Genomic DNA, 12,932 nt, shown 5'->3' on the forward strand with positions numbered 1-12,932 from the left:
ATCCCCTGTTTGCTGAACGCCTTGCCAGATTGCAGTTGCCCTTTCCAGAAGGGTGCGATATAGTGTAAGGCTACCCATCTATCTATGGGTATTGGGCTGGCCGTTTTGGCCGTGCGCCGTCTCTTTTGCGCAAGCCCCCGACACCAGAAACACTCAACACGTTTCGTGTATCAATCAGCCCCGGCCAATCGCAGCCGGGAATGGAGCAAACCATGAGCCTTGGCCTTGTAGGTCGCAAGGTTGGCATGACCCGTATTTTCACGGACGACGGTGAAGCGATTCCCGTGACCGTGATCGAGGTCGGCGACAACCGCGTGACGCAAATCAAGACGGACGAGACCGACGGTTATACCGCGGTGCAAGTCACCTTCGGCGCCCGGCGCGCAAGCCGCGTCACCAAGCCGCTGGCGGGTCATCTCGCCAAAGCCGGCGTGGAAGCGGGCGAAGTCATCAAAGAATTCCGCGTGGACGCAGCCAAGGCTGCCGAGCTGCAAGCCGGCGGCACGCTGTCGGTCGACCTGTTCGCGGTCGGTCAGAAGATCGACGTGCAGGGCGTGACGATCGGTAAGGGCTACGCCGGTACCATCAAGCGCTACCACTTCGCGTCGGGCCGTGCCACCCACGGTAACTCGCGTTCGCACAACGTGCCGGGTTCGATCGGTATGGCGCAGGATCCGGGCCGTGTGTTCCCGGGCAAGCGCATGACCGGCCACCTCGGTGACGTCACGCGTACCGTCCAAAACCTGGTCATCGCCAAGATCGACGCAGAGCGCAAGCTGCTGCTGGTCAAGGGCGCTATCCCGGGTTCGAAGGGCGGCAAAGTCATCGTTACCCCGGCCGTCAAGGCCAAAGCTGCGGCTTAAGGAGCGGACACATGGAACTTAAGCTCCTCCAGGACAACGGTCAGATCGGTGCGGGCGTCGCTGCCTCGCCCGAAGTCTTCGGCCGCGATTACAACGAAGCTCTGGTTCACCAGATCGTCGTCGCTTACCAGGCCAACGCGCGTAGCGGCAACCGGAAGCAGAAGGACCGCGAAGAGGTCAAGCACACCACGAAGAAGCCGTGGCGTCAGAAGGGTACGGGCCGTGCTCGTGCCGGTATGTCCTCGTCGCCGCTGTGGCGCGGGGGCGGCCGTATCTTCCCGAACTCGCCGGAAGAGAACTTCAGCCAGAAGGTCAACAAGAAGATGTTCCGTGCCGGCATGCGCTCGATCTATTCGCAGCTGGCCCGGGAAGGTCGTATCAACGTGGTGGAGGGTTTCTCCGTCGACGCGCCCAAGACCAAGCTGCTGGCCGACAAGTTCAAGGCCATGGGTCTGGACTCGGTGCTGATCATCACCGACAACCTCGACGAAAACCTCTACCTGGCATCGCGCAACCTGCCGCACGTGGCGGTTGTCGAGCCGCGCCACGCCGATCCGCTGTCGCTCGTGCACTACAAGAAGGTGCTGGTGACCAAGGCGGCCGTCGCGCAGATCGAGGAGTTGCTCAAATGACGCAAGTAGCCAAGAACGATCATCGTTTGATGCAGGTGCTGCTCGCGCCGGTGGTTTCCGAAAAGGCAACCCTGGTCGCCGACAAGAACGAACAAGTGGTGTTCGAAGTCGCTCGCGACGCCAACAAGGCGGAAGTGAAGGCGGCGGTCGAACTGCTGTTCAAGGTCGAGGTGCAGTCCGTTCAGATCCTGAACCAGAAGGGCAAGCAAAAGCGTTTCGGTCGCTTCATGGGTCGTCGCAACCATGTGAAGAAGGCCTACGTGTCGCTGAAGCCGGGTCAGGAAATCAATTTTGAAGCGGAGGCCAAGTAATCATGGCACTCGTCAAGACCAAGCCGACTTCCCCGGGTCGTCGCTCGATGGTGAAGGTTGTCAACCGCAACCTGCACAAGGGCGATCCGTACGCGCCGCTGCTGGAAAAGCAATTCCAGAAGTCGGGCCGTAACAACAATGGCCACATCACCACCCGTCACAAGGGCGGTGGCCACAAGCATCACTACCGTGTGATCGACTTCAAGCGCAACGACAAGGACGGCATCCCCGCCAAGGTCGAGCGCCTGGAATACGATCCGAACCGCAGCGCCAACATCGCGCTGGTGCTGTTCGCCGACGGCGAGCGCCGCTACATCATCGCCACCAAGGGCATGGTTGCCGGCCAGCAGCTGATGAACGGCTCGGAAGCCCCGATCAAGGCCGGCAACAACCTGCCGATCCGCAACATCCCGGTCGGTACCACGATCAACAACGTGGAAATGCTGCCGGGCAAGGGTGCTCAGATCGCGCGTGCCGCCGGCGGTTCCGCCGTGCTGCTGGCTCGCGAAGGCGTCTACGCCCAGGTGCGTCTGCGCTCCGGTGAAGTGCGCCGCGTGCATATCGAATGCCGCGCCACCATCGGTGAAGTGGGCAACGAAGAGCACAGCCTGCGCGTGATCGGCAAGGCCGGCGCGACCCGCTGGCGCGGTATTCGCCCGACCGTCCGCGGCGTGGTGATGAACCCGATCGACCACCCGCACGGTGGTGGTGAAGGCCGTACCGCTGCTGGTCGCGATCCTGTGTCGCCGTGGGGCACCCCGACCAAGGGTTACCGCACCCGCAGCAACAAGCGCACTGCCAGCATGATCGTGCAGCGCCGCCACAAGCGTTAATCGGTAGGTAGGAGCTAAACACATGACTCGTTCTGCAAAAAAGGGTCCTTTCTGTGACGCCCACCTGCTGAAGAAGGTGGAAACGGCTGTCAGCGGCAAGGACAAGAAACCCATCAAGACGTGGTCGCGCCGCTCGACCATTCTGCCGGAGTTCATCGGCCTGACGATCGCCGTCCACAACGGCCGTCAACACGTGCCGGTGTACGTCACGGAAAACATGGTTGGCCACAAGCTCGGTGAATTTGCGCTGACGCGCACGTTCAAGGGCCACGCGGCTGACAAGAAAGCGAAGAGGTAAGGTGCCATCATGGAAGTGAAAGCGATTCATCGCGGTGCCCGCATCTCCGCCCAGAAGACGCGCCTGGTCGCCGACCAGATCCGTGGTCTGCCGATCGAGCGCGCGCTCAACATCCTGACGTTCAGCCCGAAAAAGGCTGCCGGGATCGTGAAGAAGGTGGTCGAATCGGCCATCGCCAACGCCGAGCACAATGAAGGTGCCGACATCGACGAGCTGAAGGTCAAATCGATCTACGTCGACAAGGCAACCTCGCTCAAGCGCTTCACCGCACGGGCAAAGGGCCGCGGCAACCGCATCGAGAAACAAACCTGTCACATCACTGTGACGCTCGGCAACTAAGGAGTCACGATGGGACAGAAGATTCATCCGACTGGCTTCCGTCTGGCCGTCAGCCGTAACTGGGCTTCGCGTTGGTACGCCAACAACACGAAGTTCGCCGGCATGCTGAAGGAAGACATCGAAGTTCGCGACTTTCTGAAGAAGAAGCTCAAGAACGCTTCGGTGGGCCGCGTCGTCATCGAGCGCCCTGCCCGCAATGCCCGTCTCACCATCTACAGCTCGCGTCCGGGCGTGGTGATCGGCAAGAAGGGTGAGGACATCGAACTGCTGAAGGCCGAGCTGCAGCGTCGCATGGGCGTGCCCGTGCACGTGAACATCGAGGAAATCCGCAAGCCGGAAACCGATGCGCAGCTGATCGCCGACTCGATCACCCAGCAGCTCGAGCGCCGCATCATGTTCCGCCGCGCGATGAAGCGCGCGATGCAGAACGCGATGCGCCTGGGCGCCCAGGGTATCAAGATCATGAGCTCGGGCCGTCTGAACGGTATCGAAATCGCACGTACCGAGTGGTATCGCGAGGGCCGCGTGCCCCTGCACACCCTGCGTGCCGACATCGACTACGGCTTCTCCGAAGCAGAAACCACCTACGGCATCATCGGTGTCAAGGTGTGGGTCTACAAGGGTGATCACCTCGGCCGCAACGACGCGCCGGTGGTGGAAGAGCCGCAAGACGAACGTCGTCGTCGCCCGGGTCGTCCGGACGGTCGCCGTCGTGACGGTGAAGGCCGTCCGGGTGGCAACCGCCGCGGTGGCGCTGGTGCCGGTCGCCGCGCTGCGCCTGGCGCAGACGCGAAGAGTGGAGAATAACGATGCTGCAACCGAAGCGCAGAAAATATCGCAAGGAGCAGAAAGGCCGCAACACGGGTAAGGCTACCCGTGGCAACGCCGTGTCTTTCGGCGAATTCGGCCTGAAGGCAATGGGCCGCGGCCGTCTGACGGCTCGTCAGATCGAGTCGGCACGTCGTGCGATGACCCGCCACATCAAGCGTGGCGGCCGCATCTGGATCCGGATCTTCCCGGACAAGCCGATCTCGAAGAAGCCTGCCGAAGTCCGTATGGGTAACGGCAAGGGCAATCCGGAGTACTACGTGGCTGAGATCCAGCCGGGCAAGATGCTGTACGAAATGGATGGCGTGAGCGAAGAGCTGGCGCGTGAGGCGTTCCGCCTCGCGGCGGCCAAGCTGCCGATCGCGACCAATTTCGTGGTGCGCCAGGTCGGGACGTAAGGAGAGCAGGGATGAAAGCATCCGAACTTCGCGGCAAGGACGCCGCAGGCCTGAACCAGGAGCTCTCCGAGCTCCTGAAGGCCCAATTTAGCCTGCGCATGCAAAAGGCCACCCAACAGCTGCAGAACACCAGCCAGCTGAAGAAGGTGCGCAAGGACATCGCGCGGGTGCATACCGTGCTGAACGAAAAGGCGAACTCGAAATGACTGAAACTGCAAAAACGGAATCGTCGCTTCGCCGTACGCTGGTCGGCCGTGTGGTAAGCGACAAGATGGACAAGACCGTGACGGTCCTGGTCGAAAACCGTGTCAAGCACCCGCTGTATGGCAAGTACGTGCTGCGCTCGAAGAAGTACAAGGCGCATGACGAAGCCAACCAGTACAAGGAAGGCGACAAGGTCGAGATCCAGGAAGGCCGTCCGATCTCGCGGACCAAGTCCTGGGTCGTTTCCCGGCTGGTCGAAGCAGCGCGCGTCATCTAAGAACCAACAGGTTCTCGGTTGACTTGCAGGTCCAGGGTTATGTGCTATAATCCTGGACTTCCGCTTTATTGCGGCCGTCTCTTGTAACACCACCCGGGCGGTCCGTTAAAGCGAACCCCAGGCCTAGCGGCTCCTGACAGTCACACCGTTCAGACCGCCTGGCACACCGACTTCAAGTTGATCAACCCAAACGGTGACTGGCGCAATGCCGGTGGCCGACGGGACCAAGACTGACCGGCGGGCGTACCTTTTTCGTGGGCCCGGTGGATTAAGTTGGGAAGACAAACACCATGATTCAGACAGAAAGCCGGCTCGAAGTGGCCGATAACACGGGTGCGCGCGAAGTGCTGTGCATCAAAGTGCTGGGTGGGTCCAAGCGCCGCTATGCGAGCGTAGGCGACATCATCAAGGTGACCGTCAAGGACGCAGCGCCGCGCGGTCGTGTGAAGAAGGGCGACATCTACAACGCCGTCGTGGTCCGCACCGCCAAGGGCGTGCGCCGCGCGGACGGTTCGCTCGTCAAGTTCGACGGCAATGCCGCTGTCCTGCTGAACAACAAGCTCGAGCCGATCGGCACCCGTATCTTCGGGCCGGTGACTCGTGAACTCCGTACCGAGCGTTTCATGAAGATCGTGTCGCTCGCGCCGGAAGTGCTGTAAGGAGCCGCCATGAACAAGATTCGCAAAGGCGACGAGGTCATCGTCCTGACCGGCAAGGACAAGGGCAAGCGCGGCAAGGTCCAGGCCGTGCTGGGCGACAAGGTCGCCGTCGAGGGCGTGAACGTCGCGAAGAAGCACGCACGTCCGAACCCGATGCTGGGCACGACCGGCGGCGTGATCGACAAGGTCATGCCCCTGCATATTTCCAACGTTGCGCTCGTGGATGCCAATGGCAAGCCGTCGCGCGTCGGCATCAAGCTGGTGGAAGGCAAGCGCGTGCGCGTGCTCAAGACCACCGGCGCCGTCGTCGCCGCTTGATTCTGGGCACGGATAGGAGTTGAGCATGGCAGCACGTCTGCAAGAGCAGTACAAAGAACAGGTCGTTCCGGCCCTGATGAAGAAGTTCGGCTACAAGTCGGTCATGGAGGTGCCCCGCATCACCAAGATCACGCTGAACATGGGTCTGGGCGAAGCCATCAATGACAAGAAGGTCATCGAGCTGGCAGTGGGCGACCTGACCAAGATCGCTGGTCAGAAGCCGGTCGTGACGAAGGCCCGCAAGGCCATCGCCGGCTTCAAGATTCGCCAGGGCTATCCCATCGGTGCGATGGTGACCCTGCGTGGCGAACGGATGTGGGAATTCCTGGACCGTTTCGTCACCGTGGCCCTGCCGCGCGTGCGCGATTTCCGTGGTGTGTCCGGCAAGTCGTTCGACGGCCGTGGCAACTACAACATCGGTGTGAAAGAGCAGATCATCTTCCCCGAAATCGAGTACGACAAGATCGACGCGCTGCGCGGTCTGAACATCAGCATCACGACGACGGCGAAGAATGACGAGGAAGCCAAGGAGCTCCTCGCGGCATTCAAGTTCCCGTTCCGCAATTAAGGGGTAACCGTGGCTAAATTGGCTCTGATTGAACGTGAGAAGAAGCGCGCGAAGCTCGCGGCGAAGTACGCCGAGAAGCGCGCTGCCCTCAAGGCCATCATCGACGACCAAGCGAAGTCGGAAGAAGAGCGTTACGAAGCGCGCCTGGAGCTGCAACAGCTGCCGCGCAACGCCAATCCGACCCGCCAGCGCAATCGCTGCGCGATCACCGGTCGTCCCCGCGGTACCTTCCGCAAGTTTGGCCTGGCGCGTAACAAGATCCGTGAAATCGCCTTCAAGGGCGAAATTCCGGGTCTGACGAAAGCCAGCTGGTAATTACGCACAGGCTACAGGAGAAACAGTATGAGCATGAGCGATCCTATCGCCGATATGCTGACGCGCATCCGCAACGCCCAGGGCGTGCAGAAGGCGTCGGTTGTCATGCCGTCGTCGAAGCTGAAAGTGGCGATCGCCAAGGTCCTGAAGGACGAAGGCTATATCGACGACTACGCTGTCGCCGAGGAAGGCGGCAAGGCACAACTGACCATCGGTCTGAAGTACTACGCCGGCCGTCCGGTGATCGAGCGCATCGAACGCGTGTCGAAGCCCGGTCTGCGCGTGTACAAGGGCCGCAGCGAAATCCCGCAAGTGATGAACGGCCTGGGCGTCGCGATCATCTCGACCCCCAAGGGTCTGATGACCGATCGCGCGGCACGTGCCACCGGCGTGGGCGGCGAAGTCATCTGCTACGTCGCGTAAGGAGTAACCATGTCCCGTGTAGGTAAGGCTCCCATCGCGCTGCCGAAAGGCGCGGAAGTGAATGTGGCGGCCGGCGTGCTCACCGTCAAGGGCCCGCTCGGTACGCTGTCCCAGCCGATTCACAAGCTGGTCAAGGCCAACGTCGAGAACGAGACGCTGACCTTCTCCCCGGCTGACGAATCGAGCGAAGCAAACGCTCTGCAGGGCACCATGCGTGCTCTGGCGGCCAATATGGTCAAGGGCGTGACCACCGGTTTCGAGCGCAAGCTGACGCTGGTTGGCGTGGGTTACCGCGCCCAGCTGCAAGGCGCTGCGCTGAAGCTCCAGCTTGGTTTCTCGCACGACGTGATCCATGAGATGCCGGAAGGCGTGAAGGCGGAAACGCCGACGCAGACCGAGATCATCATCAAGGGTGCGGACAAGCAGAAAGTCGGTCAGGTTGCCGCGGAAGTCCGCGCGTACCGTCCGCCCGAGCCCTACAAGGGCAAGGGTGTTCGCTACGCTGACGAGCGCGTCATCCTGAAGGAAACCAAGAAGAAGTAAGGGGTGCAGTGATGAACAAGAAAGACGCTCGTTTGCGCCGTGCACGTCAGACCCGCGCCAAGATTGCCGAGCTGAAGGTCAATCGTCTGACTGTGTTCCGTACGAATACGCATATTTACGCTCAGGTCTACTCGCCGTGCGGCACCCAGGTGGTGGCGTCGGCTTCGACCCTCGAAGCAGAAGTGCGCAAGGAACTGACCGGCAGCGGTGCCACTACCGCTGCTGCCACCGTGATCGGCAAGCGCATCGCCGAGAAGGCGAAGGCCGCCGGCGTGGAAACCGTGGCGTTCGATCGCGCCGGCTTCCGCTTCCACGGTCGCGTGAAGGCCCTGGCTGACGCTGCCCGCGAAGCTGGCCTCAAGTTCTAAGCGCTTAAGAGAGATACGTCATGGCAAAGATGCAAGCAAAAGTCCAGCAGGACGAACGCGACGACGGCCTCCGCGAGAAGATGATCTCGGTCAACCGCGTCACCAAGGTGGTGAAGGGCGGCCGGATTCTCGGTTTCGCTGCGCTGACCGTGGTCGGTGACGGCGATGGCCGCATCGGCATGGGCAAGGGCAAGGCGAAGGAAGTGCCGGTGGCCGTGCAGAAGGCAATGGACGAAGCCCGTCGCAAGATGGTCAAGGTCCCGCTGAAGAACGGCACGCTGCAGCACGAAGTCGTTGGCAAGCACGGCGCCGCCAAGGTGCTGATGATGCCGGCCAAGGAAGGTACCGGCGTGATCGCCGGCGGCCCGATGCGCGCGATCTTCGAAGTGATGGGCGTGACCAACGTCGTCACCAAGTCGCACGGCTCGACCAACCCGTACAACATGGTTCGCGCCACGCTGGACGGTCTGCAGAAGATGAGCACGCCGGGCGAAATCGCCGCCAAGCGTGGCAAGTCTGTCGAAGACATCCTCGGTTAAGGCAGGTGAACGAAATGTCGCAGAAAACCGTAAAAGTGCAACTCGTGCGCAGCCTGATCGGCACGCGCGAGGATCATCGCGCCACCGTCCGTGGTCTTGGCCTGCGCCGCCTCAACTCGGTGTCGGAACTGCAGGATACGCCGGCCGTGCGCGGCATGATCAACAAGGTCTCGTACCTGGTGAAGGTCATCGGCTAAGCCTGGGCCAAGTCCGGAATTGGAGAGCAATATGCAACTGAACAACCTGAAACCGGCCGCCGGTTCGAAGCACGCCAAGCGTCGCGTCGGCCGCGGTATCGGCTCCGGCCTGGGCAAGACCGCCGGTCGCGGTCACAAGGGTCAGAAGTCGCGTTCGGGCGGCTTCCACAAGGTGGGCTTCGAAGGCGGCCAGATGCCGCTGTACCGTCGTCTGCCGAAGCGCGGCTTCACGTCGCTGACCAAGGCGTTCACCGCCGAAGTCACGCTGCGTGATCTGGAGCGCCTGGAAGCGGCCGAGGTCGACCTGCTGGTCCTGAAGCAGGCTGGCCTGGTCAGCGACCTGGTCAAGAGCGCCAAGGTGATCAAGGCCGGCGAGCTGACCCGCAAGGTGACGATCAAGGGTCTGGGCGCCACCGCTGGCGCCAAGGCAGCGATCGAAGCCGCGGGCGGTCAGATCGCGGAGTAAGTAAGCAGATTTCGCAGCATAGGCGAGTCACAAGTCGGAGCATCGTTTGGCCACGGCGAAACCCAATGCAAGCGCACAGGCCAGGAACACGGCGAAGTACGGCGACCTCAAGCGCCGGCTGATGTTCCTGGTGCTGGCCCTGATCGTCTACCGCATCGGTGCGCATATTCCGGTGCCGGGAATCGATCCGGAGCAACTGGCGCAGCTGTTCCAGAGTCAGTCGGGTGGCATCCTCGGGATGTTCAACCTGTTCTCGGGAGGCGCGCTGTCGCGCTTCACCGTGTTCGCGCTCGGCATCATGCCGTACATCTCGGCGTCGATCATCATGCAGCTGCTGACGATCGTGCTGCCGCAGCTGGAATCGCTGAAGAAGGAAGGGCAGGCCGGACAGCGGAAGATCACCCAGTACACCCGTTACGGGACCGTGCTGCTGGCGACCTTCCAGGCGTTCTCGATCGCGGTCGCGCTCGAGTCGCAACCCGGCCTGGTGATCGACCCCGGCATGATGTTCCGCGCTACCGCGGTGATCACGCTGGTGACCGGCACGATGTTCCTGATGTGGCTGGGTGAGCAGATCACCGAGCGCGGACTGGGCAACGGCATCTCGATCATCATCTTCGGCGGTATCGCGGCGGGCTTGCCCAATGCGATCGGCGGGCTGTTCGAACTGGTTCGCACCGGCTCGATGAGCATCATCGCGGCGATCTTCATCGTGGCGATCGTGATCGCGGTGACGTTCGCGGTGGTGTTCGTCGAACGCGGCCAGCGCAAGATCCTGGTGAACTATGCCAAGCGTCAGGTCGGCAACAAGGTGTACGGCGGCCAGTCGTCGCACCTGCCGCTGAAGCTGAACATGGCAGGGGTGATTCCGCCGATCTTCGCATCGTCGATCATCCTGTTCCCGGCGACGATCGCGGGCTGGTTCACGTCGGACTCGACCGGCACCGTGGGCAGGTTCATCAAGGACCTGGCCGCGACGCTGTCGCCCGGCCAACCGGTGTACATCTTGCTCTATGCTGCGGCAATCGTGTTCTTCTGCTTCTTCTATACGGCGTTGGTCTACAACAGCCGGGAAGTGGCGGACAACCTGAAGAAAAGCGGTGCCTTCATTCCGGGCATCCGTCCTGGCGAGCAGACGACGCGCTATATCGACAAGATTCTGGTGCGACTGACGCTGGCTGGTGCGATCTACATCACACTGGTCTGCCTGTTGCCGGAATTCCTGGTGCTGCGCTGGAACGTGCCGTTCTATTTCGGCGGAACTTCGCTGCTGATCATCGTGGTCGTCACGATGGACTTCATGGCCCAGGTTCAGTCCTATGTCATGTCGCAGCAGTACGAGTCGTTGCTGAAGAAGGCCAATTTCAAAGGTAACCTGACTTTGCGCTGAGCCGGGTCAGGACAGGCTAGGTATGGCTAAAGACGACGTCATCCAGATGCAGGGTGAGGTAATCGAAAACCTGCCCAATGCGACCTTCAGGGTGAAGCTGGAAAATGGCCATGTCGTACTGGGCCATATCTCCGGGAAGATGCGGATGCACTACATCCGCATCCTGCCGGGGGACAAAGTTACGGTCGAATTGACGCCATACGATCTGTCACGCGCGCGCATCGTCTTCCGGACGAAGTGAGCCGAAACAGGAATTGAAGGAAGAGGAAAATCATGAAAGTGCTGGCTTCTGTTAAGCGCATTTGCCGCAACTGCAAAGTTATCAAGCGCAACGGTGTCGTGCGCGTGATCTGCTCGTCGGATCCCCGCCACAAGCAACGCCAAGGCTAATCGTAAAGAGGATTGACGAATGGCACGTATCGCAGGGGTTAACATCCCGAATCACAAGCATACCGAGATCGGCCTGACGGCGATTTACGGTATCGGCCGCTCGCGCGCTCGCAAGATTTGCGAGGCCACTGGCGTTCCTTTTGACAAGAAGGTCAAGGATCTGACCGACGCCGACCTGGAAAAGCTTCGTGACGAAGTGGGCAAGGTCACGGTCGAGGGTGACCTGCGTCGTGAAACCACGATGAACATCAAGCGTCTGATGGACCTTGGTTGCTATCGTGGCCTGCGTCACCGCCGCGGCCTGCCGCTGCGTGGCCAGCGCACCCGCACCAACGCCCGTACCCGCAAGGGTCCGCGTAAGGCCGGCGTGGCTCTGAAGAAGTAACGCCCAAGGCAGAGGAAGATAACTAATGGCAAAAGGTCCGAATAACGCCGCCCAGCGCGCGCGTAAGAAGGTCAAGAAGAACGTCGCCGACGGCATCGCGCACGTCCACGCCTCGTTCAACAACACGATCATCACGATCACCGACCGTCAGGGCAATGCCCTGTCGTGGGCAACCTCGGGTGGCCAGGGCTTCAAGGGTTCGCGCAAGTCGACCCCGTTCGCAGCCCAGGTTGCTGCCGAGAACGCCGGCCGCGTGGCGCAAGACCAGGGCATCAAGAACCTGGAAGTGCGCATCAAGGGCCCGGGCCCGGGTCGTGAGTCGGCCGTGCGCGCGCTGAACGCGCTGGGCATCAAGATCGCCGTGATCGAAGACGTCACGCCGGTGCCGCACAACGGCTGCCGTCCGCCGAAGCGCCGTCGTATCTAAGCGCCAGGCATCGCCGGACCCGCGCCGGATTTTCCGGGCGCGGGTTCTGTCGTTCTTGTTGTGATAGAATGCCGCGTTTTGTCGGCGAGGCACCCGCGCCTGCGGTTGCCGCGGACAGATCGTCGGAATTCAGTGCGAATTCATCGTGTGGCGCGCAGCCGTCCGGCCGCGCGCGTTGGATAAGCCCACCGTTCGCCGTCGCCGCCCTCCGGGCGGATGCAGCAGGCGGACTCGCGGCGCGTCGATCCTGGCGCCGCGATCGAATCAGTAAGGAAGATAAAGTGGCACGTTATACCGGCCCGAAGGCCAAACTTTCCCGCCGTGAAGGCACCGACCTGTTCCTGAAGAGCGCGCGCCGCTCGCTCGCCGACAAGTGCAAGCTGGACAGCAAGCCGGGCCAGCACGGCCGTACCTCGGGCGCCCGTACCTCCGACTACGGTACCCAGCTGCGTGAAAAGCAGAAGGTCAAGCGTATCTACGGCGTGCTCGAGCGCCAGTTCCGCCGCTACTTTGCCGAGGCCGACCGCCGCAAGGGCAATACCGGCGAGAACCTGCTCCAGCTGCTGGAAACGCGCCTGGACAACGTCGTGTACCGGATGGGCTTCGGCTCGACCCGCGCCGAAGCGCGCCAGCTGGTGTCGCACAAGGCGATCCTGGTCAACGGCCAGACCCTGAACGTGCCGTCGGCGCAGATCAAGGTCGGTGATGTCGTGTCGATCCGCGAACAGGCGAAGAAGCAGGCTCGTATCGCCGAGTCGCTGTCGCTGGCCGAGCAGTCGGGCTTCCCGAGCTGGGTTGCCGTCGATGCCAAGAAGTTCGAAGGCACGTTCAAGCAAGTGCCGGATCGCGCCGATATCTCGGGCGACATCAATGAGAGCCTGATCGTCGAATTGTATTCGCGTTAATCGCCCGGACCCGTTCGCCTACAACGGCCGCGGCTTGCGATTTCTCGTCGAGCTCC

Annotated in this window: 26 protein-coding genes; all 26 read left to right on the top strand. The window is 61.7% G+C overall.

Annotation, left to right across the window (positions count from 1 at the left end):
* The first annotated feature begins 212 nt into the window (after positions 1–212).
* The 26 genes from rplC (at position 213) to rpsD (ending at position 12,876) form a co-directional block, all read left to right on the top strand.
* Entirely contained in the window at positions 213–863 is a 651-nt protein-coding gene (gene rplC / locus M1D55_RS10580) for a 50S ribosomal protein L3 (RefSeq protein ID WP_006576247.1), read from the top strand.
* Positions 864–874: 11 nt separating this feature from the next.
* Complete coding sequence (rplD, locus tag M1D55_RS10585; protein WP_053822679.1) at positions 875–1,495, top strand: 50S ribosomal protein L4; 621 nt, start codon at positions 875–877, stop codon at positions 1,493–1,495.
* The gene (rplW, locus tag M1D55_RS10590; protein WP_006576245.1) at positions 1,492–1,806 is read left to right on the top strand and encodes a 50S ribosomal protein L23; all 315 of its coding nucleotides are present in this window, start codon (positions 1,492–1,494) and stop codon (positions 1,804–1,806) included. Before rplD ends, rplW begins: the two co-directional genes overlap by 4 nt.
* Positions 1,807–1,808: 2 nt before the next feature.
* Entirely contained in the window at positions 1,809–2,639 is an 831-nt protein-coding gene (gene rplB, locus M1D55_RS10595) for a 50S ribosomal protein L2 (RefSeq protein ID WP_023264852.1), read from the top strand.
* A gap of 22 nt (positions 2,640–2,661) precedes the next feature.
* A complete protein-coding gene (rpsS, locus tag M1D55_RS10600; protein WP_006576244.1) occupies positions 2,662–2,937 on the top strand; it encodes a 30S ribosomal protein S19 in 276 nt (91 codons plus the stop codon).
* Positions 2,938–2,946: 9 nt separating this feature from the next.
* Positions 2,947–3,276 carry a 50S ribosomal protein L22 gene (gene rplV / locus M1D55_RS10605; RefSeq protein WP_006576243.1) on the top strand — a complete coding sequence of 110 codons (330 nt, stop codon included), beginning with the start codon at positions 2,947–2,949 and terminating at the stop codon, positions 3,274–3,276.
* Between the two features lie 9 nt (positions 3,277–3,285).
* A complete protein-coding gene (gene rpsC, locus M1D55_RS10610; RefSeq protein ID WP_023264853.1) occupies positions 3,286–4,083 on the top strand; it encodes a 30S ribosomal protein S3 in 798 nt (265 codons plus the stop codon).
* A gap of 2 nt (positions 4,084–4,085) precedes the next feature.
* Positions 4,086–4,502 carry a 50S ribosomal protein L16 gene (rplP, locus tag M1D55_RS10615; protein WP_006576240.1) on the top strand — a complete coding sequence of 139 codons (417 nt, stop codon included), beginning with the start codon at positions 4,086–4,088 and terminating at the stop codon, positions 4,500–4,502.
* 11 nt (positions 4,503–4,513) lie between these two features.
* On the top strand, positions 4,514–4,708 hold the full coding sequence (gene rpmC / locus M1D55_RS10620; RefSeq protein WP_006576239.1) for a 50S ribosomal protein L29: 195 nt from the start codon (positions 4,514–4,516) through the stop codon (positions 4,706–4,708).
* A complete protein-coding gene (gene rpsQ / locus M1D55_RS10625; protein ID WP_006576238.1) occupies positions 4,705–4,983 on the top strand; it encodes a 30S ribosomal protein S17 in 279 nt (92 codons plus the stop codon). The genes rpmC and rpsQ overlap by 4 nt, the downstream gene beginning before the upstream one ends.
* Positions 4,984–5,273: 290 nt before the next feature.
* Positions 5,274–5,642: a 50S ribosomal protein L14 gene (gene rplN / locus M1D55_RS10630; RefSeq protein ID WP_006576237.1), complete on the top strand. Its 369-nt coding sequence runs from the start codon at positions 5,274–5,276 to the stop codon at positions 5,640–5,642.
* 9 nt (positions 5,643–5,651) lie between these two features.
* Positions 5,652–5,960, top strand: coding sequence for a 50S ribosomal protein L24 (gene rplX / locus M1D55_RS10635; protein ID WP_006576236.1), 309 nt, complete (start codon positions 5,652–5,654; stop codon positions 5,958–5,960).
* 25 nt (positions 5,961–5,985) lie between these two features.
* A complete protein-coding gene (rplE, locus tag M1D55_RS10640) occupies positions 5,986–6,528 on the top strand; it encodes a 50S ribosomal protein L5 (RefSeq protein WP_006576235.1) in 543 nt (180 codons plus the stop codon).
* Between the two features lie 9 nt (positions 6,529–6,537).
* Positions 6,538–6,843, top strand: coding sequence for a 30S ribosomal protein S14 (gene rpsN, locus M1D55_RS10645; protein WP_006576234.1), 306 nt, complete (start codon positions 6,538–6,540; stop codon positions 6,841–6,843).
* Positions 6,844–6,870: 27 nt separating this feature from the next.
* Positions 6,871–7,266, top strand: coding sequence for a 30S ribosomal protein S8 (rpsH, locus tag M1D55_RS10650; RefSeq protein WP_006576233.1), 396 nt, complete (start codon positions 6,871–6,873; stop codon positions 7,264–7,266).
* A gap of 9 nt (positions 7,267–7,275) precedes the next feature.
* Positions 7,276–7,809, top strand: a complete 534-nt coding sequence (gene rplF / locus M1D55_RS10655; protein WP_006576232.1) for a 50S ribosomal protein L6 — start codon at positions 7,276–7,278, stop codon at positions 7,807–7,809.
* A gap of 11 nt (positions 7,810–7,820) precedes the next feature.
* The gene (rplR, locus tag M1D55_RS10660) at positions 7,821–8,177 is read left to right on the top strand and encodes a 50S ribosomal protein L18 (protein WP_006576231.1); all 357 of its coding nucleotides are present in this window, start codon (positions 7,821–7,823) and stop codon (positions 8,175–8,177) included.
* Between the two features lie 20 nt (positions 8,178–8,197).
* Positions 8,198–8,716 (top strand): 30S ribosomal protein S5, encoded by a 519-nt coding sequence (gene rpsE, locus M1D55_RS10665; protein ID WP_006576230.1) that lies wholly within the window; start codon positions 8,198–8,200, stop codon positions 8,714–8,716.
* A gap of 14 nt (positions 8,717–8,730) precedes the next feature.
* Positions 8,731–8,913, top strand: coding sequence for a 50S ribosomal protein L30 (gene rpmD, locus M1D55_RS10670; protein WP_006576229.1), 183 nt, complete (start codon positions 8,731–8,733; stop codon positions 8,911–8,913).
* A gap of 31 nt (positions 8,914–8,944) precedes the next feature.
* Positions 8,945–9,379, top strand: coding sequence for a 50S ribosomal protein L15 (rplO, locus tag M1D55_RS10675; protein ID WP_006576228.1), 435 nt, complete (start codon positions 8,945–8,947; stop codon positions 9,377–9,379).
* A gap of 46 nt (positions 9,380–9,425) precedes the next feature.
* The gene (gene secY, locus M1D55_RS10680; protein WP_023264856.1) at positions 9,426–10,769 is read left to right on the top strand and encodes a preprotein translocase subunit SecY; all 1,344 of its coding nucleotides are present in this window, start codon (positions 9,426–9,428) and stop codon (positions 10,767–10,769) included.
* Positions 10,770–10,791: 22 nt separating this feature from the next.
* Positions 10,792–11,010, top strand: coding sequence for a translation initiation factor IF-1 (gene infA, locus M1D55_RS10685; protein ID WP_006577442.1), 219 nt, complete (start codon positions 10,792–10,794; stop codon positions 11,008–11,010).
* 32 nt (positions 11,011–11,042) lie between these two features.
* Positions 11,043–11,159, top strand: a complete 117-nt coding sequence (gene rpmJ / locus M1D55_RS10690; protein WP_006160433.1) for a 50S ribosomal protein L36 — start codon at positions 11,043–11,045, stop codon at positions 11,157–11,159.
* A gap of 19 nt (positions 11,160–11,178) precedes the next feature.
* Entirely contained in the window at positions 11,179–11,544 is a 366-nt protein-coding gene (rpsM, locus tag M1D55_RS10695) for a 30S ribosomal protein S13 (protein ID WP_006577443.1), read from the top strand.
* A gap of 25 nt (positions 11,545–11,569) precedes the next feature.
* The gene (rpsK, locus tag M1D55_RS10700) at positions 11,570–11,971 is read left to right on the top strand and encodes a 30S ribosomal protein S11 (protein WP_023264857.1); all 402 of its coding nucleotides are present in this window, start codon (positions 11,570–11,572) and stop codon (positions 11,969–11,971) included.
* A gap of 281 nt (positions 11,972–12,252) precedes the next feature.
* Positions 12,253–12,876 (top strand): 30S ribosomal protein S4, encoded by a 624-nt coding sequence (rpsD, locus tag M1D55_RS10705; RefSeq protein ID WP_006577444.1) that lies wholly within the window; start codon positions 12,253–12,255, stop codon positions 12,874–12,876.
* The last annotated feature ends 56 nt before the right edge of the window (positions 12,877–12,932 follow it).

This window comes from Cupriavidus sp. JZ107, assembly GCF_053903255.1.